Below are 25379 nucleotides of genomic sequence, written 5' to 3'. Positions count from 1 at the left end.
ACTGCACTGGTTACGGTGTGGGAGAGTAGGTCGCCGCCGAACATAATTTGCCCTGCGGGTCGAGCGCCACAAGCGCTCCCCGCAGGGCTTTTTCACGTTCTGGACCAGATTTCTAGAACAGCCGATCGGCCAGGCCGGCGACCGCACGAGCGTTGCAGTCCTGCAGCAGCTTGCGCAGGTTCGCTGCTGCCCCGCGGTCGCCATAGCCGTACCCGAGCCTGGCGATCGTCGCGCCCCACTCGACGTCGTCACCGACCGCGTCGGCCAGGTCCACCCACGCGCCACGCAGACGGTGCAGGTAGGCGGGCCACCTGACCGCGATCTCGGCGACGACGACGAGGTGGCACGCCTGGTCCACGTCCGCGGACGCCAGCACTCGCAGGTAGAACTGCCAGACGTTGAGCAGTCGTTTCTCCTCGCGGACTGACTGTTCGGGCTGGGCCATCAGCCGCCGGCGCAGGTGGTCGCGCACCAGGGGGTGTCGTTCGATCGCGACGACGACCTGCTCGTCCTCCTCCGCCTCGGCGAGGTGGTCGTGCAACGTCTGGTGGCTGAAGGTGAAGTCGGAGGGCTCGACCGCGGGCTCCTCGTGGTGCACCGGGCCGAGCTGGGCGAGCAGCACCTGGTCCACGTTGTCCTCGGTCGTGCGGGGGAGCCGCACCGGGAGCTGGACGAGCTTGCGCAGGAACGTCCACCCCGGACTCGGATCGTCGGGATGTGCCACGGCCTTCGCGTCGGCGAGCTCCTTGTAGGCGTGGTCGACGTGGGAGGCGACGACCGACGAGTCGAGGCCCAGCACGAACCTCGTGGCGGGGAAGTCGTCGGACAGGAAGACGTTGACGGCCTCGAACACCTGGGCCGTCGTGCTCGGCACGCACCGGTCCAGGTCGTCGATCAGCAGCACCAGCTGGTAACCCCGCCCCGCCAGGTCGTCCAGGACCGCCTTGACGTCGTGCTGCACGAGGTAGAGGTGGCCGGACCGAGCGTTGTAGTACGGGTCGCGGATCAACGGGTCGGTGCCGGCGACCGCGAACGCGTTGCTGGTGACCGGTCCGGCGAACAGCTCGCCCGGCAGGAACGCCGACGCTCGGCCGAAGAAGTACCTACGGGCGGTGTGCAGCACACCGAGTGCGGCGATCCCTGCGCTGACCCACCACGCCCACGTGACGTTGAGCTTCGTCAGCGCTCCGACCAGCGAGACGCCGAAGCCCAGGCCGGCGAAGGACAACAGCGGCGAGTAGATCCGCTTCCACAGCTGGCGCTGCAGGTGCCTGCGGTCCACCCGGCGGGCGTTGTTCGCGAACCAGTACCGCTCCTTGGCGTTGAGGTCCGGCGTGAGCGCGGACTCGGCAGCGGCGATCACGGTCTTCGCCAGACCCGCCCAGACCTGTTCGCTCGACTGGTGCCGCCACGGGTTGAACGACGCGACCAACGGCTTGTCGGCGCTCTTCCTGTCCCGAGCCGTCCGTTTCGGCGCCTTCTCGATCTCACGCACGGGTGGCCGGTACAACATGCGATCTGCGGCGAACACCGTCAGCCGCGAGCCGCGTGTGGTCGGGCCGGCTTCCGCGGCGAGGGCGGCTCGGACGAACTCCAGCACCGTGCTCTTGCCCGAGCCCCAGGCTCCTTCCACCGTGATCACGGTGGGGCCTTCTCCTGGTTCGAGGACGTTCGCGAGCGCGGCCACGAGCGCACTTCGATCGAGGAGGTCCTGAGCGGCCACGCGGTCGTTGAACCCGCGGGTCGTCACCCGGCCGATCCGTGGGCCTGCGGCGAGCTGCGGGTTCCAGATGTACAGCGCGTTCTCGGGACCTCCGGCCACGATGCGCGGACTCCCGTCGGGCCCGGCGTAGGTGACGACGGAAGTTGTGGGGCTCTGCTGCAGGCCGACTCGTCGCTGCTCGCCGGTGCGGACGTCCCACAGCCGGATGCTCCCGCCCTCGCTCGCCGAGATGAGCATCGGGCCGCCGCGCGAGTCGCAGACTCCGAGTGTGGTGATCGGCCTCTTGTGGACGTTCAGGCTGAGTCCGTTGGAGAGGGTCACGGTGCCGCCGGTGGCCCTCGCGGTCACTCCCGACAGCTGCACCTCGAGCGCTCTCGTGTACCCGCGCAGGAAGGTCATGTAGGCATCGCCGTCGAACAGCACGCCAGTGTCCGCGTAGAGGTACAGGCTGCTGTTCACCTGGATCAGCGGGCCTTCCGCCGTCCTCGCGCTCACCGCCAGGTCCGTGACGGGCATGCCGAGCTGGATGACGCGTTCGAGCGTCATGCGGGAGGGCGGTTCGGCTGAGCTCACGCCTGGAAAGTACCGAGTTTCGTTTCCGGCAGGTTTCTGTCCGGTCGGACTAGTGCGAGATCCGCCTGAACAGGGTGAAGATGTGGACCATGGAGCACCGAGCCCGCACCTCAGGACTGCGCCGCAGCCGCACGGTCACCGCGCCGAGGCTCGGTGAGCTGTTCAACGGCTATCTCAACCCCGCACGGCCGCACGCCGACGCCTACGACGAGATGTTCTCCACGGACAACGGGGTGCGGAGTGCTTACCGCGCGCTGTACGAGTCGGTGGCTCCGTCGCAGGTCAACGACCTGAACGCGCGCAGCGAGGCGTTGGGGAGGGCCTTTGTCGACCAGGGAATCACGTTCTCGCTCAGCGGGCAGGAACGGCCGTTTCCGCTCGACCTGATCCCTCGGATCATCACGGCGGGTGAGTGGTCGAAGCTCGAAAAAGGCATTGTTCAGCGAGTCCGGGCGCTGGAGATGTTCCTCGCGGACATCTACGGCGACGCGCAGATCGTTCGGGATGGAGTGTTGCCTCGGCGTCTCATTACGTCGTGCGACCACTTCCACCGGGAGGCGGCCGGCATCAGCCCGCCCAACGGGGTGCGCATCCACGTCGCCGGTGTGGACCTGGTGCGGGACGAGCAGGGGACGTTCCGCGTCCTCGAGGACAATCTGCGGTGCCCGAGCGGCGTCTCCTACGTCATGGAGAACCGCCGCACGATGGCGCGGGTGTTCCCCGACCTGTTCGCGCGGCACCGGGTGCGCGCGGTGGGCGACTACGCGGTGCACCTGCTCCGGGCCCTCCGCAACGCTGCGGCGCCCAACGCGGCCGACCCGAACGTCGTCGTGCTCACCCCCGGTCTCGCGAACTCGGCCTACTTCGAGCACTCGCTGCTCGCCCGGCAGATGGGCGTCGAACTCGTCGAGGGGCGTGACCTCTTCTGCCGTGACAACTTCGTGTACCTGAGGACGACGGAGGGGGAACGGCAGGTTGACGTCATCTACCGACGCATCGACGACGACTTCCTCGACCCCGTGCACTTCCGGCCCGACTCGGTGCTCGGCATCGCGGGCCTGCTGAACGCGGCACGGGCCGGCAACGTCGTCGTCGCCAACGCCGTCGGCAACGGGGTGGCGGACGACAAGCTCGTCTACACCTACCTGCCGGAGATCGTGCAGTACTACCTCGGCGAGAAACCGTTGCTGCCCAACGTCGACACCTTCCGCTGCTGGCTGCCGGACGAACGGGCGCACGTGCTCGACAAACTCGACGAGCTCGTGGTCAAACCCGTCGAGGGGTCCGGCGGGTACGGGATCGTGTTCGGCCCGGACGCGACGGTCAAGCAGCTGAACTCGCTGCGCAAGCGGATCAGGACCAACCCGCGCGGGTGGATCGCCCAGCCCGTGGTGCAGCTGAGCACCGTGCCGACCAAGGTGGGCGACAAGCTGGCGCCGCGGCACGTCGACCTGCGGCCGTTCGCGGTGAACGACGGCAACTTCATCTTCGTGCTGCCCGGCGGGCTGACGCGGGTCGCGCTGCCCGAGGGCAGCCTGGTCGTCAACTCGTCGCAGGGCGGCGGGTCGAAGGACACCTGGGTGCTCGCGGCCAAGTCGTCCACCCAGGAGCGGGAGCTCGCCGAACCCGGGCTCGCCGGTCCGTCCGACATGGAGGCCGCGGCCGCCGAACAGGGGCCGGAGCTGACCACTTCCCAGCAACAGCAACAACAGCAGCAGTAGGGAGGCGCGCGAAGTGCTGGCACGCAACGCTGAGTCGCTGTACTGGATCGGCCGCTACGTCGAACGGGCCGACGACACGGCGCGCATCCTCGACGTCTCGGTCCACCAGCTGCTGGAGGACGCGACCGTCGACCCGGACGCCACGTCACGGCAGCTGCTGACGGTCCTCGGCATCACGCCGCCGGCCGGAGCCGACCAGTTCGACGTGTGGTCGCTGACGGAACTCGTGGCGTACAACAAGGAGAACCCGAGCTCCATCGTGTCGTCGGTCAACAGCGCGCGCGAGAACACCCGTGGCGCTCGTGAGGTCGTGTCGACCGAAATGTGGGAGTGCCTCAACGCGATGTGGAACGCCGTCGCCGAACGGCAGACCTACGCGCGCACGATGGGGCCACACGCGTTCTTTAGCTTTGTCGAGGAACGGGCCGCGATGTTCGCCGGCCTCGCGGACTCCACGATGTCCCGCGATGACGGCTGGCGGTTCCTCGTTCTCGGACGCTCGGTCGAGCGCGTCGACATGATCGTGCGCCTCCTCCTGGCGCGTGTGGGCGACAAGGCTTCTTCGCCGGGATGGGTCACCGTGCTCCGTTCCGCCGGTGCGCACGACACGTACCTGAGGACGTACCGCGGTGCGTTGGATGCGTCGAGAGTGGTGCAGTTCCTCTTGTTAGACAGGCTGTTCCCGCGGTCGGTGTTCCACGCACTGAGGCAGGCCGAGTCGTGCCTCGAACAACTGGAGAACCAACCGTCCGTGCGCGTTGGTGCGCGCGCAGAGGCACTTCGGCTCCTGGGCAAGGCACGAAGCGATTTGGAGTTCCTGCGTCCGCACGACCTCCTGCCAGACCTGCCGAAACGTCTGGCCGCACTGCAGAAGACGGTCCGCGATGTCGGTGAAGCCGTGTCGCAGCAGTACTTCCACTCGGCGCCGTGGGTCGCCTGGACGAACACCGAGGTGGGCTGACCATGAGCTGGCGAGTGCGTGTCGTGCACACGACGGGTTATCGGTACGAGGCACCGGTCGTGCAGTCGTACAACGAGGCACGGCTGACACCGCGCGGTGACCGCCGTCAGAACGTGGTCGTGTCACGCGTCGAGACCACCCCTGCGACCCGTGCGTACCGATACACGGACTACTGGGGCACGGAGGTCACGTCGTTCGACCTCCACGCGCCGCACAAGGAACTTCAGGTCGTCGCGTCATCCGTGGTCGAGACGAGCGCGGAGATCGAACCGGTGACCACGGGCACGTGGGCGGACATCAAGGCAGAGAACATCGTCGACCGCTACACGGAGTTCCTGGAGCCGACGCGGTACACGCCGCGCGACCGCGAGTTGCTGGCGAAGGCGCGTGAGCTGAAGAAGGGCAAGACGCCCTCCGAGGCAGTGCTGGCCGCGTCGCAGTGGGTGTGGGAGCAGTTGACGTACCAGCCCGGTTCGACCGGTGTGCACAGCTCGGCCGTCGACGCCTGGCACGAACGCAAGGGCGTGTGCCAGGACTTCGCGCACCTCAGCCTCGTTCTGCTGCGCGGCATGGGCATCCCGTCGCGGTACGTCTCCGGCTACCTGCACACGAAGAAGGACGGCGCGCTCCGCGAGACGGTTCGAGGCGAGTCGCACGCGTGGATCGAGGCGTGGACCGGCGGTTGGTGGGGCTACGACCCCACCAACGCCATGCCGGTCGGGCCTCGGCACGTGTGGGTGGCATTGGGCCGTGACTACGCGGACGTCGCACCGCTGAAGGGCATCTACTCGGGCGGTGCGGCGACAGCGCTCGAAGTCACGGTCGACATCACACGGCTCGCCTGACGTTCACCAGGGCAACGGGCCGTGGGCGGAGAAGAAGCCGCCCGTCGGCCCGGTGGAGTCGATCTGCGCCATGCGCACGACGATCTCGGCGCCTTCCTCGACGGTCTGCGTGCCCGTGTTCGCGTTGAGGTCCGTCTTCGTGTAGCCCGGCTCCACCGAGTTGATCCGGATGTTCGGGAACGCCTTCGCGTACAGCACGGTGACCATGTTGACCGACGACTTCGACGCCGGGTACGCGACGCCGGGGTAGACGTAGGCCGGGGAGGACGCCGCTCCGCTGATCGAGGCCAGACCGCTGCTGACGTTCACGACGACGGGCGCCGGGGAACGGGCGAGCAGCGGCAGGAACGCGTGCAGGACCCGCACGGTGCCGAAGACGTTGGTGTCGAAGAGGGTGCGCATGAAATCGCCGGTGGTGTCCGCGGCGTTCACCACACCGCCGTCGGCCGTGCGCCCCTCGATGCCGGCGTTGTTGACGAGCACATCGAGCCCGCCGTCGGCCTCGATCCGCGCGGCGGCCGTCGAGACCGACTCGTCGTCGGTGACGTCGAGGACGACCAGGCGGGCGCCCAGTTCGGCGGCTGCCCGGCTGCCTCGTCCGGAGTCCCTGCTGCCCAGGTAGACGGTGTGGCCTGCGGCGACGAGCTGCCGGGCCGTCTCGAAGCCGATGCCCTTGTTCGCGCCGGTGATCAGTGTCGTTGTCATGCGTCCCAGAGTGGTCCCGCGGCCCGGAACCACCCAGTCGTCCCGTCTTCCTGGGACTGCCGGTACCAGGCACGACGACCGGCCGGCGAGCACAATCGACGGCGTGGCGGCGACGGAGTTCGGACGGGCGGTGCGCCGGTGGCGCGACCGGATCTCACCCGAGGCGGCGGGACTGCCCGCGGGCGCGCACCGGCGTGCGGCAGGGCTGCGGCGGGAGGAGCTGTCGAGCCTCGCCGGGATCTCCGTCGACTACGTCACACGGCTCGAGCAGGGGCGCGCGTCCAACCCCTCGTCGCAGGTCGTGGAGGCGCTCGCACGGGCGTTGCGGTTGTCCAGGGCCGAGCGCGAACACCTCTTCCGGCTCGCCGAGCTCGTGCCGCCGAACGCGGCGATGGTGCCCGCGCACGTGACGCCCAGCGTGCAGCGGATGCTGGACCGGCTGGCCGGCACGCCGGTCGCGGTCTTCGACGCGAGCTGGACCTTGCTGGTGGCCAACCAGGAGTACGCGGCATTGATGGGCGACTCGTCCGACCTGCGCGGCAACGACCGCAACGCGGTGTGGCGCACGTTCCTCGGCGACGCGGGCCGGGCGCGGCGGACACCGGACGAACTGGAGGCGCTGCGGGCCGCCCAGGTCGCCGACCTGCGGTCCGCCGTCACCCGCTACCCGGCGGACGCCCGGCTCAAGAGGCTCGTCGAGGAGCTGCGCGCGACCAGCGAGCGGTTCGCCGAGCTGTGGGACTCCGGTGCCGTCGGCCGGCACGCGGCGGCGCGCAAGACCATCGACCACCCGCGAGTGGGACCCGTCATGCTCGACTGCGACGTCCTCACCGTGGCGGGCAGCGACCTGCGCGTCATGATCTACACGGCGGAACCCGGGACCGAGGACGCCGAACGGCTCGCGCTGCTCACCGTCCTCGGGACCCAGGACCTGGAGGTTCAGCGCCAGCCGTGACGTTCGCGCAGGGCGTCCACGACGTCGCCGAACGCGGCGGGTGCCAGCACGGCACCCTCACGGCGGATGTCGTCGTCCGAGGCGAGGGCGAAGACGCGGTCGAGCCGCAGGTAGGAGGGCCGGCCCTCGCGGTCCCAGGCGCCCGCGCCCAGTTCCAGGTAGTCGTCGCGCGGCTCCTTCGAGGAGAGCATCAGCGCGACCAGGTCGCCGTCCGCGTGGCCCACGACGAGCAGCGGGCGGTCCTTGCCGCGGTTGGCGTCCTCCTCGAAGGGAACCCAGGCCCAGACGACCTCGCCGGGGTCGGCGTCGCCGTCCATGGTGGGGGAGTAGTCGAGCTTCGCGGCACTCGCCGCGTCGAAGATTTCGCGCACCGCGCCCTTGGCCGGGCGGGGGTCCTCACCGTTCATCAGCACGGACGCACCCTAGTGGTGCAGAGCACCGAGGCCACTATGGGACCATAAGGGGACACCCGTCCGATTTCCTGTTGAGGACTGCCTTGACCACGTTCGCCGACACGACGTTCACGCCGCCGGAGCTCATCCGGAACTTCTGCATCATCGCGCACATCGACCACGGCAAGTCGACCCTGGCCGACCGGATGCTGCAGCTCACCGGCGTCGTCGAGGCGCGGGCCATGCGGGCGCAGTACCTCGACCGCATGGACATCGAGCGTGAGCGCGGCATCACCATCAAGGCGCAGAACGTGCGCCTCCCGTGGCAGGTCGACGGGCAGGACCACGTCCTGCACATGATCGACACGCCGGGCCACGTCGACTTCACCTACGAGGTGTCCCGCGCGCTGGAGGCCTGCGAGGGCGCCGTGCTGCTGGTGGACGCCGCGCAGGGCATCGAGGCGCAGACGCTCGCGAACCTGTACCTGGCGATGGAGAACGACCTCACCATCATCCCGGTGCTGAACAAGATCGACCTGCCCGCCGCGGACCCGGACAAGTACGCCAAGGAGATCGCGCACATCGTGGGCTGCGAGCCCGACGACGTGCTGCGGGTCTCGGCCAAGACCGGTCTCGGCGTCGACGCGCTGCTGAACGAGGTCGTCAAGCAGGTCCCGGCACCGGTCGGCCAGGCCGACTCCCCGGCCCGCGCGATGATCTTCGACTCGGTCTACGACACCTACCGCGGCGTCGTCACCTACATCCGCGTCGTGGACGGCAAGATCACGCCGCGCGAGCGCATCAAGATGATGTCCACGGGCGCGACCCACGAGATCCTCGAGGTCGGCATCGTCTCGCCGGAGCCCAAGCCGTCCCGCGGCCTCGGCGTCGGCGAGGTGGGTTACCTGATCACCGGTGTGAAGGACGTCCGCCAGTCCAAGGTCGGCGACACCGTCACGTCCGAGAAGAAGGGCGCCACCGAGCCGCTCGCCGGCTACCGCGAGCCGCGCCCGATGGTCTACTCGGGCCTCTACCCGGTCGACGGCTCGGACTACCCCGAACTCCGCGAGGCGCTGGAGAAGCTGCAGCTCAACGACGCCGCGCTGACGTTCGAACCGGAGACGTCCGCGGCCCTCGGCTTCGGCTTCCGCTGCGGCTTCCTCGGCCTGCTGCACCTCGAGATCACGCGCGACCGCCTGGAGCGCGAGTACGGCCTGGACCTCATCTCCACGGCCCCGAACGTCGTCTACCGCGTGGTGATGGAGGACGGCACCGAGCACGTCGTGACGAACCCGTCCGACTGGCCCGAGGGCAAGCGCGCCGAGGTGTACGAGCCCGTCACCAAGTGCACGATCATCGCGCCGTCCGACTACATCGGCGCGATCATGGAGCTCTGCCAGGCCAAGCGCGGCCAGCTCGGCGGCATGGACTACCTGTCCGAGGACCGCGTCGAGCTGCGCTACACGATGCCGCTCGGTGAGATCATCTTCGACTTCTTCGACTCGCTGAAGTCGCGCACCCGCGGCTACGCGTCGCTCGACTACGAAGAGTCCGGCGAGCAGGACGCGGAGCTCGTCAAGGTCGACATCCTGCTGCAGGGCGAGGCCGTGGACGCGTTCTCGGCGATCGTGCACAAGGACCACGCGTACGGCTACGGCACGCGCATGGCCACGAAGCTGCGCGAGCTCATCCCCCGGCAGCAGTTCGAGGTGCCGATCCAGGCGGCGATCGGGTCGCGGGTGATCGCGCGCGAGACGATCCGCGCGATCCGCAAGGACGTTCTGGCCAAGTGCTACGGCGGTGACATCACCCGTAAGCGCAAGCTGCTGGAAAAGCAGAAGGAAGGCAAGAAGCGCATGAAGATGGTCGGGCGCGTCGAGGTGCCGCAGGAGGCCTTCGTCGCCGCGCTGTCCACGGAGGAGCCGAAGGGCAAGAAGTAGGCTTCGGGCTTTCAGGGGCCGGATCCCGTTCGGGGTCCGGCCCCTTTTTATTCGATTGACGGTCTTCACCTCTGTGGGTGATGCTGGGTGCAACATCGAGCTGGGGGAGACGTCATGGCACTGGATACGCACGAGGGCTTCTCGTCGTGACCTGCTGAGACGTTCAGGTCGTCGAGGAGAGCCGTCTGCGGAAGTGGGCGGCTTTTTGCGTTATTCCTGCTCATGTGGCCTAGTCGGTTAGGGCGCCGCATTGTCAATGCGGAGATCGCGGGTTCGAGTCCCGTCGTGAGCGCAATTGTCATCAGTTCGAGCGACTGTCGGCGTTCGCATTCTTTGTCTAACGTCGATGTACATGACCTCTGTTGTGAGCCGTGAGAACGATGTCCGCCGTTTCCAGAAGTGGGACGTCAACGGCGACGGCGTGATCGACCGCAGTGACTACGAGGCGGAGGCGCGGCGCATCGTCGAGGCGTTCGGCGAGAGCCTGAACAGCGGCCGCGGCCGTGCCGTGATGGAAGCCCTGATCGAGCTGCACCGGCGCCAGGCGGAGGCCGCGGGCGTCGGGCCGTTCGGTGTGATGAACCAGGAGCAGTACCTCGCGGCGAACCAGGAGCTGATGTTCGGGCGTGGGGATGTCGGCTTCGACGAGTTGTTGCGGCCGGCCATCTCGGCGATCGCCGACCTGTGCGACACCGACCGCGACGGGTTCGTCAGCAAGGTCGAGCTGCGCGCGTGGCTCGGCAACGCGGTCGGGCTGAGCGACGCCGACTCCGACGCCGCGTTCGACCGGATCGACCTGGACGGCGACGGGGCGCTCACGGTGGACGAGCTCGTCATCGCCGTGCGCGAGTTCCACTACGGGCGGCTGGACATCCCGCTGCTGGGCTGACCCGGCTCGTCGTGCGCGGGTGTGGCCCGTCGACGTACCTCCGAGCGATCGCGTCGCCACGCTCGGGTCGCGGCGGGCCTTGTGGGGCAACGGGTTCTGAAGTGCAGGCCGTACGACAACCGGCCGCGCTTCGAGCACGTGCTGACGGTCGAGGGTGCCGAACTCGTCGACCTGCTGCCCGGACCGGGCGTTGCTGGATCGGCAACGTAGTTTGCCGGTTCGGCACGCCGGGGAGCATCGTCGTCACCATGACGACCGCACAGGAGTTCTGGGAGACCTTCTACTCGGAGCGGGACCAGGTCTGGTCCGGCAACCCGAACCCGTTGCTGGTGCGCGAAGCCGAACGGCTCGCGCCCGGCAGCGCGCTCGACATCGGGTGTGCGGAAGGGGGTGACGCCGTCTGGCTCGCCAAGCGGGGGTGGCGGGTGCTCGGGGTCGACGTGGCGCAGGTCGCGCTGGACCGCGCGCTCAAGCACGCCCACGACGCCGGCGTCGAGATCTCGGTGGAGCGGCACGACCTCAAGGCCACGTTCCCGGAAGGTCTGTACGACCTGGTCAGCGCGCAGTTCCTGCACTCGCCGGTCGAGGAGGACGGCGAACGCAACAGCATCCTCAAGCGCGCCTCCCAGGCTGTCGCGCCGGGCGGGCACCTGATCATCGGCGGGCACGCGGGGGCGCCGTCGTGGTCCGAGCACCAGGACTACTACTTCCCGACGACCAAGGACGTGCTCGACCACCTGAAGCTCGCCGACAACTGGATCATCGTCACCGACGAGGTGGTGGAACGGCCGCTCGTCGGGCCGGAGGGGCAGCAGGAGATGCGCAAGGACAACGTCCTGACGCTCAAGAGGTTGTTCTAGAAACGCGAAGGCCACCCTCGGCGGCGTTGCCGGGGTGGCCCAAGGGGAATCGTCAGGCGGAGCGCAGGAGGCGGTCCATGGCCTGGCGGTTGATGATCGAACGGAGCTCGCCGGTCTCCTCCGCGCTGTGGCGCGACAGGATGGCGTCCAGTTCGAGACGGTCACTCTCGGTGGTGTAGCTGGCCAACTGCCGCTCCAGGCTCTGACGCTTCACCCGAGCCGCGCGGCGGGTGGCCAGGCTCGAACGCAGGGACTTCACGGACAGGTCGTGGCGGGTCATCTCGTCCTTCCAATCTTGGTTACGGTTCGATAATACACCCTGTTCAAGCGACCTGTACCGTTTAAGAGGGCGAGCTACCTCACGTACTCGTCGAGCAACCCGAGCGCCCGTGCGTACTTGGCCTTCAGGCGTTCCTGCGTCGCCTCGTCCAGGCGGGCCAGGCGGGCGGGGGAGAGGTTGTCGCCGATGTCCGCGCGTTTCACGGAGAGTGCCAACGGGTTCGCGGCCACGCGCCGCAGGTAGTCCTCCTGCGGCTCCTCTGGCAGATGTGACAACGCGACCACGGCGTCGACCACGGCCGTGGGGCAGCCGCGAGAGAGAAGATCGGCCGCCGTCACCGAGGTGTCCTCGATGACGTCGTGCAGCACGGCGGCCATCTGCTCGTGCTCTCCCGTCACGGAAGCCATGACCCGCAACGGGTGTCCGATGTACGGCCGGCCCGACTTGTCGACCTGCCCGTCGTGGGCGGCGGTGGCGATCGTGATGGCGTCTTCGAGGGTGAACACGGGCATCAAGCTAAACCAGGTCTTGACCGGACGCAGTGGTCTAGTCCATTTTTAGTCCACTCACAACATGGCCGCCGCATGATGTGTGGAGGTGGACCATGTCCAAGACCAGACGAGCAGCTGTAGCGCTGCTGTCCGCGCTGTTCGCCTGTGCCGGTCTGGTGTTGGTGATCAACGGCAACGCCGCCGCCGCGAACCTCGCGGCCAACAGCGGCTTCGAGGCCGGCAACCTGAGCGGCTGGACCTGCACCGAGGGCACGAGCGTCAGCAACAGCACCAAGCGCACCGGGCAGTACGCGCTGCAGGGCGCCCCCGTCGGGCAGAGCAACGCGCGGTGCCAGCAAACCGTGACGGTGCAGCCGAACACGGCCTACAAGCTGTCCGCGTGGGTGCAGGGCAGCTACGTCTACCTCGGCGTCACCGGTGGCGTGGAGAAGAACACCTGGACCCCCGGTTCGAGCGGCTTCTCCCAGCTGTCCGTGGACTTCACGACGGGCAGCGCCACGAGCGTCACGATCTACCTGCACGGCTGGTACGGCCAGCCCGCGTACTTCGCCGACGACGTGAACCTCGACGGTCCCGGCACCCCGCCGACCACCACGAGCACCACGACGTCGACCACCACCACTACGACCACGACGACCACCACCACGACGACGGGCAACCCGCCGAACACCGGTCTGCCCAAGCACGTCCTCACGGGCTACTGGCAGAACTTCTACAACGGTGCGCGCGCTCTCAAGCTCGCCGACGTGCCCACCACCTACGACATCATCGCGGTCTCGTTCGCCGACGCCACGGCGGTGCAGGGCCAGGTCGCGTTCAACCTCGACCCCGGTCTGAGCAGCCAGCTCGGCGGCTACACCGACGCGCAGTTCCGCGCGGACGTGAAGACCGTGCAGGCCCGCGGCCAGAAGGTGATCATCTCCGTCGGCGGTGAGAAGGGCACGATCAGCGTCGGCAACGGCACCGCGGCGACGAACTTCGCCAACAGCGTCAAGGGCCTGATCTCGTCGTACGGCTTCGACGGCGTCGACATCGACCTGGAGAACGGCGTCAACGCCCAGTACATGGGCCAGGCGCTGCGCGACATCCACGCCGGCGGCGGCAAGGTCATCACGATGGCGCCGCAGACGATCGACATGCAGAACGTCAACGCCGAGTACTTCAAGCTGGCGCTGGCGACCAAGGACATCCTGACGATCGTCAACATGCAGTACTACAACTCCGGCACGATGCTCGGCTGCGACCAGCAGGTCCACAGCCAGGGCACGGTGAACTTCCTGACCGCGCTCGCGTGCATCCAGCTCCAGTCCGGCCTGCGCGCCGACCAGGTGGGCCTCGGCCTGCCCGCGTCGCCGTCCGGCGCCGGTGGCGGCTACCAGTCGCCGTCCAACGTCAACAACGCGCTCAGCTGCCTCGCCCGCGGCACCGGCTGCGGGACGTTCAAGCCGAGCACGACCTGGCCGTCGATCCGCGGCGCCATGACGTGGTCGATCAACTGGGACGCCTCGAACAACTGGCAGTTCGCCAACACGGTCGCCCCTCATCTGGACTCCCTGCCCTAGATGACGGAACGGCCGGCGCCACGTCCACTGTGGACGTGGCGCCGGTGCCGTCCCACGACCCCTTGCGTCAGCAACGACACAGCGTCTTCACCAGGCATTCGCCGCCCGATCCAACTAGGTTGTCCCCCATGTTCCACACGCTGGCCGTGCCCGTCATCGCCGCGCCCATGGCAGGTGGCCCCTCCACCCCAGAACTGGTCGCCGCGGTGAACGAGGCAGGCGGGTTCGGGTTCCTCGCGGCGGGCTACCTCACCGTCGAGCAGCTCGCGGAGAAGATCACGCGCACGAGCGAGCTCACGAGCAAGCCGTTCGGGGTCAACCTGTTCGTGCCCGGCACACGTCCGACAGCGGACATCTCGTCGTACGTGCGGCGCGTCACCTCCTCCGCCGAGCAGGTCGGCGCGGTCCCCGGCGACCCGCGCTGGGACGACGACAACTACTCGGCGAAGCTCGAACTCGTGCTCGCGCTGCGCGTGCCCGTGGTGTCGTTCACCTTCGGCCTGCCCGACGTCGACGACGTCCAGCGGCTCCGCGCGGCGGGCTCCACGATCGTCGTGACCGTCACCACCCCCAGCGAGGCCCGGCAGGCGCAGCAGATCGGCGCGGACGTCCTGTGCGTGCAGGGTTCGGACGCGGGCGGTCACCGCGGCACGTTCGCCGACGACGGCATCTCGCCAGGCGGCGGTGAGCTCTACGGCACCCTCGCGGCGATCCGGCTCGTGCGCGCGGCCGTCGGCCTGCCGGTGATCGCGACCGGCGGCCTCGTCACCGGCGCCGACGTCGCCGCGGTGCTCGCGGCGGGGGCCGTCGCCGCGCAGCTCGGCACCGCGTTCCTCGGCTGCCCGGAGGCCGGAACCAATGCGGCACAACGGGAAGCGCTCGCCGGAGGGGCCCGGCGCACCGCGCTCACGCGGGCGTTCAGCGGCCGGCCCGCACGGGGCCTGGTCAACCGGTTCCTGATCGAGCACGGCCCGCACGCGCCCGCCGCGTACCCCAACGTGCACCACCTGACGCGACCGGTGCGCGCCACCGGTGAGGTCGAGGTCATGTCGCTGTGGGCGGGCACCACCTACCCGCTCGCCACCACCGAACCCGCGGGCGACCTCGTGCGACGGCTCGGCGCCGAAGTGACCGAGGTGGCCAAATCGTTGGCAGAGAGGTTCGGGCGCGGCTAAGAAGGAGGGCGTGACCTCGCTCTCTGATGAGACGTTCCAGGCGATGATGGACTGGAACCCGTTGTTCGCCACCCTCGTCGGTGTCCCCGGCTGGGACGACAGGCTCGAAGACCACAGCCCGGAGGGGCACCGCGAGCTGCGGGCACGGCTGACCGACGTCCTGGACCGCGTCGACTCGAGCGACGAGGACCCGGTGTCGCGGGACGTGATCCGGCACCAGGCCACCTCGATCATCACCGCCATCGACGCGAGACTGGTCGAGCACAGCGTGGCCAGGGGGTTGAACTCCCCGGTGACGTTCCTGCTGCGCAGCACCTCCCAGGTCGACTTCTCCCAGCGGCGGCACGCCGTCCCGCGCTTCCTCGACCAGGTGGCGGCGCGGCTGACCGGCACCGACCGCAGGCCGCTGAGCCGGCACGTGCGCAGCGGCGCCGAGCACGTCGAGCGGTTCCTCGCCTCGCCGCGCCAGGAGTGGGAGGGCGACGCGGACCTGCGCCCGGCGTTCGCGCGGTACCGCGAGGTGCTGCTGGGCCTGCCCGGCCGCCCCGACGAGCAGGCCGGGCTGTGCTGGCTGCCCGAGGGCGAGGAGAACTACCGCAAGCTGGTCCGCGACTACACGACGGCGTCCTACTCGCCCACCGAGCTGCACCAGCTCGGCCTCGACCTGATCGCGGCACTGCGCGAGGAGTACGCGGAGATCGGCTCACGGGTCTGGGGCACGAGCGACGTGCCGGAGATCTTCCGGCGGCTGCGAACAGAACTGTTGTGGGCCAACGAGAACGACATGCTCACCAGCGCCGAGGAGGCGGTCGTCAGGGCGAACGCCGAGGCGCCGAAGTGGTTCGGCCGGCTGCCCAGGGCGCGCTGCGAGGTCCAGTTCACGCCCGAGCAGGACCGCGCCAACGCGCCGTTCGCGTACTACGTCGACGCGGCGCTCGACGGCTCACGACCGGGCATCTACTTCCTGAACCCGTTCGACGCCACCTCGCGCAGCCGCACGCTGTCGGAGGTGACGGCGTTCCACGAAGCCGTGCCCGGCCACCACTTCCAGATCTCGATCGCCGCCGAGACCGAGCTGACGAACGTGCGCAAGTTCGCGTTCATCGACTCCTACCTCGAGGGCTGGGGCCTCTACACCGAGCGGCTCGCCGACGAGATGGGCCTCTACTCCTCCGACGAGGCGCGCCTCGGCATGCTGGGGCTCGACGCGATGCGCGCCGGACGGCTGGTGGTCGACACGGGTCTGCACGCACTGGGCTGGTCGCGGCAGCAGGCCGTCGACTACCTGCGCGAGAACACCGTGATGGACAACTCGGAGATCGAGGGCGAGATCGACCGCTACATCGAGACGCCGGGCCAGGCACTCGCGTACATGGTGGGGCGCCTGGAGATCCTGCGCATCCGGACCGAGGCGCAGCAGTTCATGGGGCAGCGGTTCGACATCAGGGCGTTCCACGACCTGGTGCTGGAGAACGGCATCGTACCGTTGTCCACATTGGGTGGTCTTGTTTCCGAGTGGTCTGGGAGGGCCTGATGTCACTGGCGGATGAGATGTTCCAGGCGGTGATGGACTCGTCGCCGCTGTCCGCCGCGATGTTCGGTCTGCCGGGCTGGGACGACCAGCTCGAGGACCTGGGCGTCGAGAGCGAGCAGGCGATGAACGCGCGGATCCAGGACATCCTGGACCGCGCCGAGACCAGCGACGAGGATCCGGTCACCCTCGCGGTCATCCGGCACCAGGGTCAGGCGATCATCGACCGCACGAACGCGAGGCTGGTCGAGCACACCGTCGCACAGGGCCTGACCGCGCCGGTCAACGGCCTGCTGATGATCGCGACGAAGGTCGACGTGTCGCAGCGGCTCGACAAGTTCCCCCGCTACATCCGGCAGGCCGGACAGCGGTTGCGCGACTCGGACCGCAGGCCGTTGCAGCGGCACGTCGCGGTCGGCATCGAGCGCGTGGAGGCCTTCCTCGCCTCGCCCGCACAGCCGTGGGAGGGCGAGCACTCCGCCGAGATCCGCGCGGCCGTGGCCGAGTTCCGCGACGTGCTGGCGTCGATCGAGGACGGACGCTCCGACGAGCACGCGGGCCTGTGCTGGCTGCCCGAGGGCGAGGAGAACTACCGCAGGCTGGTCCGCAACTACACGACCACCGACCGCACCCCGGACGAGCTGCACCGGCTCGGCCTCGACGTCATCGCGTCGCTGCGCGACGAGTACGCGGAGATCGGGTCGCGGCTGTGGGGCACGAGCGACGTGCCGGAGATCTTCCGCCGCCTGCGCACCGAGCTGCTGTGGGACAACGAGGACCAGATGGTCGAGAGCGCGGTCGAGGCGATCGCGCGGGCCCAGGCCGAGGCGCCGAAGTGGTTCGGCCGCATGCCGAAGTCCGAGTGCGAGGTCCGGCTGGTCGACGAGGCGGGCCGCACGACGGCGCCGATCGCGTTCTACATGCCGGCGGCGCAGGACGGCAGCCGTCCGGGCACCTACTGGCTGAACCCGCTGGGCGCCACCGAACGCAGCCGCACGCTGTCCGAGGTGACGGCGTTCCACGAGGCCGTCCCGGGCCACCACTACCAGGTGAGCATCGCGGCCGAGACCGACATGCACGACATGCGCCGGTTCGCGTTCATCGAGGCGTACCTGGAGGGCTGGGGTCTCTACACCGAGCGCCTCGCGGACGAGATGGGCCTGTACTCGTCGGACGAGCAGCGCCTCGGCATGCTCGGCCTGGACGCGATGCGCGCCGGGCGGCTCGTCGTCGACACGGGCCTGCACGCGTTCGGCTGGTCGCGCCAGCAGGCCATCGACTACCTGCGCGAGAACACCGTGATGGCCGAACCCGAGATCATCTCCGAGGTCGACCGGTACATCGAGGTGCCGGGGCAGGCGCTCGCGTACATGGTGGGGCGCCTGGAGATCCTGCGCATCCGGTCCGAGGCGCAGGCGAAGCTGGGCGAGAGGTTCGACGTGAAGGCGTTCCACGACCTGGTGGTGGGGAGCGGCGCGGTGCCGCTCTCCACCCTCGACCAGATCGTCACCGCGTGGGCGGACGCTCCATGACGGAGTGCCGCTTCGAGTAGGCGAAGTAGATGATCAGGCCGATCACGAACCACACCGCGAACCGGAGCCACGTCTCCGGGGTGAGGAACGTGATCAGCCAGATCGAGAAGATCACGCCGATGACCGGCACCACGGGCATGCCCGGCGTCCTGAACGTGCGCGGGAGGTCGGGCTGCTTGTACCGCAACACGATCACGGCGACGCACACGACGACGAACGCCAGCAGGATGCCGATGTTGGTGAGCTCGGCGGCCTCCGCGATCGGCAGGAAACCGGCGATGACCGCGGAGGCGACGCCCAGCACCCAGGTGATGCGCGACGGCACGTGCTTCACCGGGTGCGTCTTCGCGAACCACCGGGGCAGCAGGCCGTCGCGGCTCATCGAGTAGCCGACGCGGGCCGCGCCCAGCAGGAACGTGAAGAGCACGGTCGTGATGCCGAGGATCGCGCCGACGCTGATGACGATGCCGAGCGCGGGCAGGCCGATGTCGGCGAACGCCGTGGCGAACGCGGACTCGGAGTCGACGTCCTTGTAGTTCACCATGCCCGTCAGCACCAGGCAGGCCAGCACGTACAGCACCATCGAGATGGCGAGCGAGTAGAGGATCGCCTTGGGCATGTGCCGCTGCGAGTCCTTCGACTCCTCGGCCGCCGTCGACATGGCGTCGTAGCCGAACACCGCGAAGAACACCGTCGCCGCACCCGTGAGCGCACCCGAGATGCCGAACGGGAAGAACGGGTTGTAGTTGGCGGTGTCGATGTGGAACGCACCCACGATGACGACCAGTGCGACGACCGCGATCTTCAAGTACACCAACGTGGTTTCGAACCGTGCGGCGTTCTTCATGCCCATGTTCAGCACGTACGCGATGAGCAGGCACAGCACGACGGCGAACAGGTTCACCTTGTACGTGCCCGCGGCGACGTCCCCCGTCTCCGTGCCGGGCGCACCCAGCATCCACTGCGGCAGGTGGATGTTCAGCAGGCTCAGCAGTTCGGTGAAGTAGCCCGAGATGCCGATCGCGACCACCGCCACGATCGCGGTGTACTCGAGCAGCAGGTCCCAGCCGATGAACCAGCCGACGATCTCGCCCAGCACCGCGTAGCCGTAGGTGTAGGCGCTGCCCGCCTTGGGGATCAGGCCCGCGAACTCCGCGTACGAGAACGCCGCCGCCGCGCTCGCGACGCCCGCCACGAGGAACGAGACGAGCACGGCCGGTCCGGCGGTCTTGTTCGCGACGGCACCCGCGAGCGAGAAGATGCCCGCGCCGATGATGCCGCCGATGCCGATCGCCGTGAGCTGCCACAGACCCAGCGTCCTGGTGAGCCCGTCGCCCTTGTCCTCGGCGATCTGATCTATGGGCTTGCGCCGGAAAACGCCCTGCGTAGTCATGGGAACACTGTCACGCGATTCGTGTTCACCCGCTGACCAGCAGGGCGTTTTGCACCATTTACGACCGGGTGAAGACGATCTTGCCCGCGGTGTCGCCGTCCAGCATCGCCTGGAGACCCTGCTCGGCGTCCTCGAACTTGAGCTCGGCGCCGATCTGCGGCTTCAGGTCGTTGAGGGCGCAGAACCGGATCAGGTCGCCCAGCTCCTCACGCGTGCCCATGGTCGAGCCGACCACCCGCAGCTGCAGGAAGAACAGCCGCTGCAGCTCGGCCGCGGACGCGTCACCGGACGTCGCGCCGGAGATGACGACGATGCCGCCCGGCTTGAGCGACTTCATCGAGTGCGACCAGGTGGCCTTGCCGACGGTCTCGAACACCGCGTCGACCCGTTCGGGCAGCCGTGCACCGGATTCGAACGTCTCGTGCGCGCCGAGGCTGGTCGCCAGCGCGCGCTTCTCCTCGGTGCGGCCGGTGACCCACACCCGGAACCCGGCGGCGCGGCCGAGCTGGATGAGCGCGGTCGACACACCGCCGGACGCGCCCTGCACGAGCATCGTCTGGCCGGGGCGCAGGCCCGACTTCACGAACAGCATCCGGTACGCGGTCAGCCACGCCGTGCCCATGCAGGCGGCCTCGGCGAACGACAGGTCCGCGGGCTTGGGCAGCGCGTTGCGGGCCGGGACCACCACGTAGTCGGCGAACGTGCCCTGGTGCTTCTCGGTGAGCAGCGTGCGCTTCGGGTCGAGGGTCTCGTCACCGTCCCAGTTCGGGTCGCCGATGACGGAGTGCAGCACCACCTCGGTGCCGTCGTCGAGCACGCCGGCGCCGTCGCAGCCGAGGATCATCGGGAACTGCTCGGGCTTGATGCCGACGCCGCGCAACGTCCACAGGTCGTGCATGTTGAGGCTGGCGGCCCTGACCGCGACGCGCACCCACCCGGCGGGCACCTCGGGGTCGGGGCGCTCGCCGACGCGGAGCGAGGCCAGCGGGTTCTCGGGACTGGGTTCTGCTGCGTAGACGGCGAACATGGTTCGCAACATACCCACCTGGATCGTGGCCAAGTCCCGTGACACGGGTCACGGGACTAGAGTCGGGCGGGTGGACTGGTTGGTGCAGTGGTGGGACGGGGTCGAGCTGTGGGTCGTGCAGCTGCCCGTCGCCGTGCAGTTCCCCGTGGTGATGATCGTGGTCCTGCCGCTCTGCCTGGGCGTGGCGCGGCTGATCGACCGGGTCGCTGACTGGGGAGCGAACAACCCCGCGTCCGTCGGCTCTCCCGAACCCGAGCCGGAGCCCGAGTCGGAGAAGGTCGCCGCGTGAGTCCTGGTCGTCGCCTGACCTTCGCACTGGTCGGGCTCATCGCTCTGGTCGTCGTCGGGTGGTTCGTCAAGGACAACACCTCCTCGGCGCCGCCCGACACCACCAAGCCGGTCGTCACGAGTGCCGCGCAGGGCGAGACCGTGCCCGGCTCGAACTCGGGCCTGGACGTCCAGGCGCTGTCGAAGCTGCCCGCCGAGGCCGCCAAGACGTGGAAGCTGATCGAGGCGAACGGGCCGTTCCCGTACCCGCGCAACGACGGCGTGACGTTCCAGAACCGGGAGAAGCGGCTGCCCGCCAAGGACTCCGGGTACTACAAGGAGTTCACCGTGCCGACGCCGGGGAGTCCCGACCGGGGCGCGCGGCGGATCGTCACCGGGTCGCAGAAGGAAGTCTTCTACACCGGTGACCACTATTCGTCGTTCGTCGTCGTGGACGTCAAGAAATGAAACGGCACATTCTCGTTTCGGAGAAATCCGCCGCCATCTCGGCCATTGCCGCGGCGCTCGACTTCCCGTCGTGGTTCGGGCAGAACCTGGACGCGCTGTACGACAGCCTGACCGACCTCTCGTGGCTGCCCGCGGGCGAATACGTGCTGGTCGTGCCGTCGGACCTGGACTCGTCGGTGCTGGAGGTGCTGCGCGACGCGGCGAAGCAGAGCGCCGAGTCGGGTGACCGGAAAGTGCGCGTGATTCGCACGGAAAGGTGACTGGGGCTGCGCATTCCTGGTCCGGAGTGGACAGTGCCGTTCCATGGAGACGCAATTCCGTCGCCTGAGCTGTGTGCTCGGCGCCGCCGTGGTTCTCGGGCTGCTCTGTCCCGCGGTGTCCTTCGCCGGTGACCCGGACTGCTCGCAGGAGTCGCCGTTCACGCCGTTCGAGACGCTCGACGGCGACAACCCCGTGACGATGCGCAACGGCCGGGTGGTCGAGCTGCGCGCGTCGAACAAGTCCAAGTGCGCGTGGGGCCGCATCTCGCACGGCACGCCGGGCGAGGAGATCTGGACCGACCGCAAGGAGCCCTCGGCTGACGGGCACGAGGGCTTCCTCGGGTACACCAGGATCGACTCGGGTTCCGCGAAGTACACGGACGCGTTCAAGAACGACGGCAAGCTCATGCGCGCCTGCGGGTCGTCGCAGGGCGTCATCGAGTGCACCGGCTGGTTCTAGTTCGCCGCCCGGCAGTCCGTCGGGCGGCAGTGGCGAACCCCCGGGTCGCGACCTAGTCCTCTGCCGGCACCCAGGACGGCTTGCGCTTCTCGCGGAACGCCGTGATGCCCTCCTGGCCCTCCGGGCCGCCGAAGTGCCGTGCCGACAGCTCCAGCATGTCCGCGAAGACCTCGCCGAGGTTCGTGGACCGCTCCTGCCGCAGCATCTCCTTGGTGGCCGCGAGCGCGGTGGGCGCGCCGAGCGCGAGCATGTCCACGTACCGGCGGACCTCCGCGTCGACGTCGTCGGTCGCGGCGTTGAGCAGGCCGATCTCCTTCGCCCGCTCGGCGTCGAATGTCTCGCCGGTCAGGAACAGCTCGTGGGCCTGGCGGGGGAGCAGGCGCGGCAGCACCGTCACCGAGATGACGGCCGGCACGACGCCGATCCGGACCTCGCTGAACGCGAACGTCGCCTTGGCGTCGGCGACGGCGATGTCGCACGCCGCGACGATGCCGACGCCACCCGCGCGGGCCGGGCCGTTGAGCGCGGCGACGACCGGCTTCGGGCTCGTCCAGAGCTGTTCGAGGATCGCGGGGAACTCGTTGACGCCCTGGTCGCCGGCGCTCGCCCCGGCGGCCTCCTTGAGGTCCATGCCGGAGCAGAACACGGGCCCCGTGTGGGTCAGCACGACCACGCGCACGCCGTCGTCCTGCGCTGCCGCGGTCAGGTGTTCCCTGAGCTCCCGGCGCAGCTGCGAGGACAGCGCGTTGCGGTTGTGCGGGGAGTCCAGCGTGATCGTCGCGATGCCACGCCGCACCTCGTAGTGGACCAGCTCGTCTGCCATGGAGCTGACCTTAGCCGTTCCGGATATTTGACAGCATGCTGTCAAATATGACAGGATGCTGTCATGACACAGACGGTGTACCTCGTTCTCGCCGACCAGCTCGCGGACTGGGAGTACGGCCACGTGGCCGCGCAGGTGAACATGCAGCAGTTCCAGCAGCAGCCGGGGCGCTATCAGGTGCGGACGGTCGGGCTGAGCCTGGAGCCGATCCGCACGCTTGGCGGCGTGCGGATGCTGCCGGAGGTGGCGCTGGAAAACGTGTCGGTCGACGACGCGGCCATGCTCGTGCTGCCGGGCGGCGACGGCTGGGAGACCGGCGAGCTGGCGGCGTTCGGCAAGCTCGCGCGGCGGTTCCGCGAGGCGGGCAAGCCGGTCGCGGCGATCTGCGGGGCGACGGTCGCGCTGGCGGCAGAGGGTCTGCTCGACGACGTGGCGCACACGTCGAACTTCCCGGAGGCGCTGGGGTCCTACGGCGGAGCGGCGCTCTACCGCGACGAACGCGTGGTGCGGGACCAGGGCGTGATCACGGCGGGCGGCGCGTCGTCGCTGGAGTTCGCGCGCGAGGTGCTGGCGGAGCTGGAGACGTTCTCCTCGGCGACCCTGCAGGCCTGGTACGAGTTCAACCGCGACGACAGCGCGGAGGCGTTCGGGAAGCTGGTGGCGAGTGTCCAGGAGTGAGTCGGGAGACGTGCTCACCGACGTCGTGATGAGGACGTTCCGGCTGTACGGGGCGTTCCTCGACGCGGCGGAGGTGATGACGAAGCCGGTGGGCCTGACCGCGGCGTGGTGGCAGGTGCTCGGCGCCGTGCTGCGCGAACCGCTGTCGGTCTCGGGCATCGCGCGGGAGATGGGGCTGGCCCGCCAGTCCGTGCAGCGGATCGCGGACCTGTTGGTGGACAAGGGGTTGGCGGAGTACCTGCCGAACCCGGCGCACGCCCGCGCGAAGCTCGTCCGCCCGACCGAGGCGGGGTACGAGGCCATCGAACGGCTGCGGGACGCGCAGTACGAGTGGGCGAACCGCGTCAGTGCGCAGGTCTCGCTGGAAGACCTGCGCACGACGCTCGCCACGATGACCAAGCTGGTCGCGGCTACGTCCTGATGCCCGGCAGGGGGTGGGGCACCGGAACTGCTAGCCGATCGTGGTCGTGGTCAGCACGGGGTTCGGGTCCGGGTAGCCCTTCGCGGCGGCGTCGATCGGGAACCCGAACACCGTGACGACGGCGGTGAAGGTGAGGCCCGGGGCGTCGTAGCTGGTACCGCCCAGCTTCGTGGTGATCGTCCCAGAGCTGCCCGCCTGCAGGTCGATCGTGACGGTGGGCAGCTCGAAGTCCGCGCCTCCCTTGATCGGACCGGGCACGGTGAGCACGACGTCGTTGCCCTGCAAGGCGACCGACGGCGTGCCGCCCAGCCCGGACCCGCCCGACAGCGAGGCGGCGGTGAACGTGGAGTTGGCCGGCACGGGCAGCTTCAGCGCGAGACCCTTGATCTCGCGCACCTGCCGTCCGCCCGCCTCGGACGGGATCTTGTTGGGGGCGGGGTCGATGGTGACCTTGACCGCGCCGCCGGGAGCGGCGGTCGCGGGCGCCGACGCGTCGACACCCTGGTCGAGCGTGAAGTCCGACGACTGCCCGGCGGCACTCGCCCGGAGCTTGTAGGTGATGGTCTGCGGCGCCGCCGACGCGGTGGTGGCGAACAGGAGCGTCGGCACCAGTGCGGCTACGGCGATTGCGGCTAGCTTCATGGCCTCTCCCCGTTGAGTGGACGAGGGACATTTCCAGCACGCGGCGTAACCAACTGACTACTCATGAGTAGGTTTCACGTCAACAGTTCACAGTTCACATCGCCCGAACGGCGCTGTGCGATCGATCTTGTGGCGGCGGCCGGAAGTGGCGGTCAGCGCCGCGTGGAGGTGCTGTGGCCCAGCGCGCCGATCGCCGCCAGCACCAGGCCCACGAAGAAGATCCCGAAGCCCAGCCCCGGGTTCGGGCCGTCGGGGGCTCGGGTCACGCCGCGTCCGAGGACGGGGAACTCGGTGGCACCGGGGGACTGGAACTCGGGTGGGAGCTGGTCCGCGGGGAAGCCGGGGGACTGGAGCTCGGGCGGGAGCTGGTCCACGGGGAAGCCGGGAGGCGGTGCGACCACCGGGAAGGCGGGCGTCAGGGGAGTGCTGACCGGATCGGGCCCGCCCATCGAGGTCACGAAGCCGATGACGACGATCCCCATGCCCGCCAACGCGACGAGGGTGCCCGCCCAGACGAGCGCCTTGACCCACGAGGGTGCCCCGGACAGGTCGGCGTGGCGGTAACGGCGACGCGACCGCGACTTGCTCCCGAAGCCGTGGTGGAGGTCCTGGACGTCGTCCGCGCTGCCGTCGAAGAACCCGTCACGAGCGCTGTGGTCGGAGCTCGAGTCGGAGCTGTGGCCGAAGCCGTCTGGATCGCTGTGCACGTGGGCCCCCGGAGTCGTCCAGCAGATGGTTCCACGCCACAACGCCGCGCCGGGGGGGATTTCGTTGAGCCCGGGGG

The 25379-nt window shown here is 69.0% G+C and carries 27 protein-coding genes and 1 tRNA gene; 18 read left to right on the top strand and 10 right to left on the bottom strand.

Features of this window, described 5'->3' with window-relative positions; all coding sequences use genetic code 11:
• Positions 1–112: 112 nt before the first annotated feature.
• Positions 113–2296: a P-loop NTPase fold protein gene (locus ABZX02_RS36505; RefSeq protein ID WP_355305368.1), complete on the bottom strand. Its 2184-nt coding sequence runs from the start codon at positions 2294–2296 to the stop codon at positions 113–115.
• 89 nt (positions 2297–2385) lie between these two features.
• On the opposite strand from ABZX02_RS36505, the gene ABZX02_RS36500 reads away from it, so the two are divergent.
• The 3 genes from ABZX02_RS36500 to ABZX02_RS36490 are packed head-to-tail and all read left to right on the top strand — an operon-like array spanning position 2386 to position 5823.
• Positions 2386–4017, top strand: a complete 1632-nt coding sequence (locus ABZX02_RS36500) for a circularly permuted type 2 ATP-grasp protein (protein WP_355305366.1) — start codon at positions 2386–2388, stop codon at positions 4015–4017.
• Positions 4018–4030: 13 nt separating this feature from the next.
• Positions 4031–4978, top strand: coding sequence for an alpha-E domain-containing protein (locus tag ABZX02_RS36495; protein ID WP_355305364.1), 948 nt, complete (start codon positions 4031–4033; stop codon positions 4976–4978).
• Positions 4979–4980: 2 nt separating this feature from the next.
• Positions 4981–5823, top strand: coding sequence for a transglutaminase family protein (locus ABZX02_RS36490; protein ID WP_355305362.1), 843 nt, complete (start codon positions 4981–4983; stop codon positions 5821–5823).
• 3 nt (positions 5824–5826) lie between these two features.
• Here the strand turns inward: ABZX02_RS36490 and ABZX02_RS36485 are convergent, their stop codons facing one another.
• A complete protein-coding gene (locus ABZX02_RS36485; protein WP_355305360.1) occupies positions 5827–6528 on the bottom strand; it encodes an SDR family oxidoreductase in 702 nt (233 codons plus the stop codon).
• A gap of 103 nt (positions 6529–6631) precedes the next feature.
• Between ABZX02_RS36485 and ABZX02_RS36480 the strand changes: the two genes are divergently transcribed.
• Positions 6632–7483, top strand: a complete 852-nt coding sequence (locus tag ABZX02_RS36480; protein ID WP_355305358.1) for a helix-turn-helix transcriptional regulator — start codon at positions 6632–6634, stop codon at positions 7481–7483.
• Here the strand turns inward: ABZX02_RS36480 and ABZX02_RS36475 are convergent.
• Positions 7468–7890, bottom strand: coding sequence for a type II toxin-antitoxin system PemK/MazF family toxin (locus ABZX02_RS36475; RefSeq protein ID WP_355305390.1), 423 nt, complete (start codon positions 7888–7890; stop codon positions 7468–7470). The two genes, ABZX02_RS36480 and ABZX02_RS36475, sit on opposite strands and share 16 nt — an antisense overlap.
• A gap of 89 nt (positions 7891–7979) precedes the next feature.
• On the opposite strand from ABZX02_RS36475, the gene lepA reads away from it, so the two are divergent.
• The 4 genes from lepA to ABZX02_RS36455 all read left to right on the top strand — a co-directional run bounded on the left by lepA (position 7980) and on the right by ABZX02_RS36455 (position 11564).
• On the top strand, positions 7980–9815 hold the full coding sequence (lepA, locus tag ABZX02_RS36470; RefSeq protein WP_355305388.1) for a translation elongation factor 4: 1836 nt from the start codon (positions 7980–7982) through the stop codon (positions 9813–9815).
• Positions 9816–10033: 218 nt separating this feature from the next.
• Positions 10034–10107 (top strand) — tRNA-Asp (locus ABZX02_RS36465).
• Positions 10108–10167: 60 nt separating this feature from the next.
• On the top strand, positions 10168–10704 hold the full coding sequence (locus ABZX02_RS36460) for an EF-hand domain-containing protein (RefSeq protein WP_355305356.1): 537 nt from the start codon (positions 10168–10170) through the stop codon (positions 10702–10704).
• A gap of 248 nt (positions 10705–10952) precedes the next feature.
• Entirely contained in the window at positions 10953–11564 is a 612-nt protein-coding gene (locus ABZX02_RS36455; RefSeq protein ID WP_355305354.1) for a class I SAM-dependent methyltransferase, read from the top strand.
• Between the two features lie 52 nt (positions 11565–11616).
• Here the strand turns inward: ABZX02_RS36455 and ABZX02_RS36450 are convergent, their stop codons facing one another.
• Together ABZX02_RS36450 and ABZX02_RS36445 are read right to left on the bottom strand one after the other, a co-directional pair.
• A complete protein-coding gene (locus tag ABZX02_RS36450; protein WP_355305352.1) occupies positions 11617–11844 on the bottom strand; it encodes a hypothetical protein in 228 nt (75 codons plus the stop codon).
• A 74-nt stretch (positions 11845–11918) separates the two neighbouring features.
• The gene (locus ABZX02_RS36445; protein ID WP_355305350.1) at positions 11919–12356 is read right to left on the bottom strand and encodes a phosphohydrolase; all 438 of its coding nucleotides are present in this window, start codon (positions 12354–12356) and stop codon (positions 11919–11921) included.
• 92 nt (positions 12357–12448) lie between these two features.
• Here ABZX02_RS36445 and ABZX02_RS36440 point away from each other — a divergent pair, with 92 nt between their 5' ends.
• From ABZX02_RS36440 to ABZX02_RS36425, 4 genes are all read left to right on the top strand, one after another.
• Entirely contained in the window at positions 12449–13918 is a 1470-nt protein-coding gene (locus ABZX02_RS36440; RefSeq protein ID WP_355305348.1) for a glycosyl hydrolase family 18 protein, read from the top strand.
• Between the two features lie 128 nt (positions 13919–14046).
• Complete coding sequence (locus ABZX02_RS36435; protein WP_355305346.1) at positions 14047–15093, top strand: nitronate monooxygenase; 1047 nt, start codon at positions 14047–14049, stop codon at positions 15091–15093.
• A gap of 10 nt (positions 15094–15103) precedes the next feature.
• Positions 15104–16627 (top strand): DUF885 domain-containing protein, encoded by a 1524-nt coding sequence (locus tag ABZX02_RS36430; protein ID WP_355305344.1) that lies wholly within the window; start codon positions 15104–15106, stop codon positions 16625–16627.
• Complete coding sequence (locus ABZX02_RS36425) at positions 16627–18156, top strand: DUF885 domain-containing protein (protein ID WP_355305342.1); 1530 nt, start codon at positions 16627–16629, stop codon at positions 18154–18156. The genes ABZX02_RS36430 and ABZX02_RS36425 overlap by 1 nt, the downstream gene beginning before the upstream one ends.
• Here ABZX02_RS36425 and ABZX02_RS36420 read toward each other — a convergent pair.
• Entirely contained in the window at positions 18131–19549 is a 1419-nt protein-coding gene (locus ABZX02_RS36420; protein ID WP_355305340.1) for an amino acid permease, read from the bottom strand. The genes ABZX02_RS36425 and ABZX02_RS36420 overlap by 26 nt on opposite strands.
• 58 nt (positions 19550–19607) lie before the next feature.
• Entirely contained in the window at positions 19608–20576 is a 969-nt protein-coding gene (locus ABZX02_RS36415; protein WP_355305338.1) for a zinc-binding dehydrogenase, read from the bottom strand.
• A 70-nt stretch (positions 20577–20646) separates the two neighbouring features.
• Here ABZX02_RS36415 and ABZX02_RS36410 point away from each other — a divergent pair, with 70 nt between their 5' ends.
• From ABZX02_RS36410 to ABZX02_RS36395, 4 genes are read left to right on the top strand one after another with little or no spacing between them, the layout of a single operon-like run.
• Positions 20647–20865: a hypothetical protein gene (locus ABZX02_RS36410; RefSeq protein ID WP_355305336.1), complete on the top strand. Its 219-nt coding sequence runs from the start codon at positions 20647–20649 to the stop codon at positions 20863–20865.
• Complete coding sequence (locus ABZX02_RS36405; RefSeq protein ID WP_355305334.1) at positions 20862–21311, top strand: ribonuclease domain-containing protein; 450 nt, start codon at positions 20862–20864, stop codon at positions 21309–21311. Before ABZX02_RS36410 ends, ABZX02_RS36405 begins: the two co-directional genes overlap by 4 nt.
• The gene (locus ABZX02_RS36400; protein WP_355305332.1) at positions 21308–21571 is read left to right on the top strand and encodes a barstar family protein; all 264 of its coding nucleotides are present in this window, start codon (positions 21308–21310) and stop codon (positions 21569–21571) included. The genes ABZX02_RS36405 and ABZX02_RS36400 overlap by 4 nt, the downstream gene beginning before the upstream one ends.
• 43 nt (positions 21572–21614) lie before the next feature.
• Positions 21615–22031, top strand: a complete 417-nt coding sequence (locus ABZX02_RS36395; protein WP_355305330.1) for a hypothetical protein — start codon at positions 21615–21617, stop codon at positions 22029–22031.
• Positions 22032–22083: 52 nt separating this feature from the next.
• Here the strand turns inward: ABZX02_RS36395 and ABZX02_RS36390 are convergent, their stop codons facing one another.
• Entirely contained in the window at positions 22084–22854 is a 771-nt protein-coding gene (locus ABZX02_RS36390) for an enoyl-CoA hydratase family protein (protein ID WP_355305328.1), read from the bottom strand.
• Between the two features lie 63 nt (positions 22855–22917).
• Between ABZX02_RS36390 and ABZX02_RS36385 the strand changes: the two genes are divergently transcribed.
• Together ABZX02_RS36385 and ABZX02_RS36380 are read left to right on the top strand one after the other, a co-directional pair.
• Positions 22918–23532, top strand: coding sequence for a DJ-1/PfpI family protein (locus ABZX02_RS36385; protein WP_355305327.1), 615 nt, complete (start codon positions 22918–22920; stop codon positions 23530–23532).
• Positions 23519–23953 carry a MarR family transcriptional regulator gene (locus tag ABZX02_RS36380; RefSeq protein ID WP_355305325.1) on the top strand — a complete coding sequence of 145 codons (435 nt, stop codon included), beginning with the start codon at positions 23519–23521 and terminating at the stop codon, positions 23951–23953. The genes ABZX02_RS36385 and ABZX02_RS36380 overlap by 14 nt, the downstream gene beginning before the upstream one ends.
• Positions 23954–23983: 30 nt before the next feature.
• Here the strand turns inward: ABZX02_RS36380 and ABZX02_RS36375 are convergent, their stop codons facing one another.
• Both ABZX02_RS36375 and ABZX02_RS36370 read right to left on the bottom strand, forming a co-directional pair.
• A complete protein-coding gene (locus ABZX02_RS36375) occupies positions 23984–24595 on the bottom strand; it encodes a cyclase (protein WP_355305323.1) in 612 nt (203 codons plus the stop codon).
• A gap of 152 nt (positions 24596–24747) precedes the next feature.
• A complete protein-coding gene (locus tag ABZX02_RS36370) occupies positions 24748–25302 on the bottom strand; it encodes a hypothetical protein (RefSeq protein ID WP_355305321.1) in 555 nt (184 codons plus the stop codon).
• Positions 25303–25379 lie beyond the last annotated feature (77 nt).

The organism is Lentzea sp. NPDC003310, from assembly GCF_040610935.1.
Taxonomy (GTDB): Bacteria; Actinomycetota; Actinomycetes; order Mycobacteriales; family Pseudonocardiaceae; genus Lentzea.
Note: the sequence above shows the minus strand (reverse complement) of the source record. Positions and strands in the feature narration are given on the sequence as shown.

What these genes read in the sequence shown, in the direction of transcription:
- ABZX02_RS36500 (WP_355305366.1), top strand. Translation starts at nt 2,386, where the DNA reads ATGGAGCACCGAGCCCGCACCTCAGGACTGCGCCGCAGCCGCACGGTC.
- ABZX02_RS36490 (WP_355305362.1), top strand. Translation starts at nt 4,981, where the DNA reads ATGAGCTGGCGAGTGCGTGTCGTGCACACGACGGGTTATCGGTACGAG.
- ABZX02_RS36485 (WP_355305360.1), bottom strand. Translation starts at nt 6,528, where the DNA reads ATGACAACGACACTGATCACCGGCGCGAACAAGGGCATCGGCTTCGAG.
- ABZX02_RS36475 (WP_355305390.1), bottom strand. Translation starts at nt 7,890, where the DNA reads ATGAACGGTGAGGACCCCCGCCCGGCCAAGGGCGCGGTGCGCGAAATC.
- ABZX02_RS36460 (WP_355305356.1), top strand. Translation starts at nt 10,168, where the DNA reads ATGACCTCTGTTGTGAGCCGTGAGAACGATGTCCGCCGTTTCCAGAAG.
- ABZX02_RS36455 (WP_355305354.1), top strand. Translation starts at nt 10,953, where the DNA reads ATGACGACCGCACAGGAGTTCTGGGAGACCTTCTACTCGGAGCGGGAC.
- ABZX02_RS36450 (WP_355305352.1), bottom strand. Translation starts at nt 11,844, where the DNA reads ATGACCCGCCACGACCTGTCCGTGAAGTCCCTGCGTTCGAGCCTGGCC.
- ABZX02_RS36445 (WP_355305350.1), bottom strand. Translation starts at nt 12,356, where the DNA reads ATGCCCGTGTTCACCCTCGAAGACGCCATCACGATCGCCACCGCCGCC.
- ABZX02_RS36440 (WP_355305348.1), top strand. Translation starts at nt 12,449, where the DNA reads ATGTCCAAGACCAGACGAGCAGCTGTAGCGCTGCTGTCCGCGCTGTTC.
- ABZX02_RS36435 (WP_355305346.1), top strand. Translation starts at nt 14,047, where the DNA reads ATGTTCCACACGCTGGCCGTGCCCGTCATCGCCGCGCCCATGGCAGGT.
- ABZX02_RS36425 (WP_355305342.1), top strand. Translation starts at nt 16,627, where the DNA reads ATGTCACTGGCGGATGAGATGTTCCAGGCGGTGATGGACTCGTCGCCG.
- ABZX02_RS36420 (WP_355305340.1), bottom strand. Translation starts at nt 19,549, where the DNA reads ATGACTACGCAGGGCGTTTTCCGGCGCAAGCCCATAGATCAGATCGCC.
- ABZX02_RS36415 (WP_355305338.1), bottom strand. Translation starts at nt 20,576, where the DNA reads ATGTTCGCCGTCTACGCAGCAGAACCCAGTCCCGAGAACCCGCTGGCC.
- ABZX02_RS36400 (WP_355305332.1), top strand. Translation starts at nt 21,308, where the DNA reads ATGAAACGGCACATTCTCGTTTCGGAGAAATCCGCCGCCATCTCGGCC.
- ABZX02_RS36395 (WP_355305330.1), top strand. Translation starts at nt 21,615, where the DNA reads ATGGAGACGCAATTCCGTCGCCTGAGCTGTGTGCTCGGCGCCGCCGTG.
- ABZX02_RS36390 (WP_355305328.1), bottom strand. Translation starts at nt 22,854, where the DNA reads ATGGCAGACGAGCTGGTCCACTACGAGGTGCGGCGTGGCATCGCGACG.
- ABZX02_RS36385 (WP_355305327.1), top strand. Translation starts at nt 22,918, where the DNA reads ATGACACAGACGGTGTACCTCGTTCTCGCCGACCAGCTCGCGGACTGG.
- ABZX02_RS36375 (WP_355305323.1), bottom strand. Translation starts at nt 24,595, where the DNA reads ATGAAGCTAGCCGCAATCGCCGTAGCCGCACTGGTGCCGACGCTCCTG.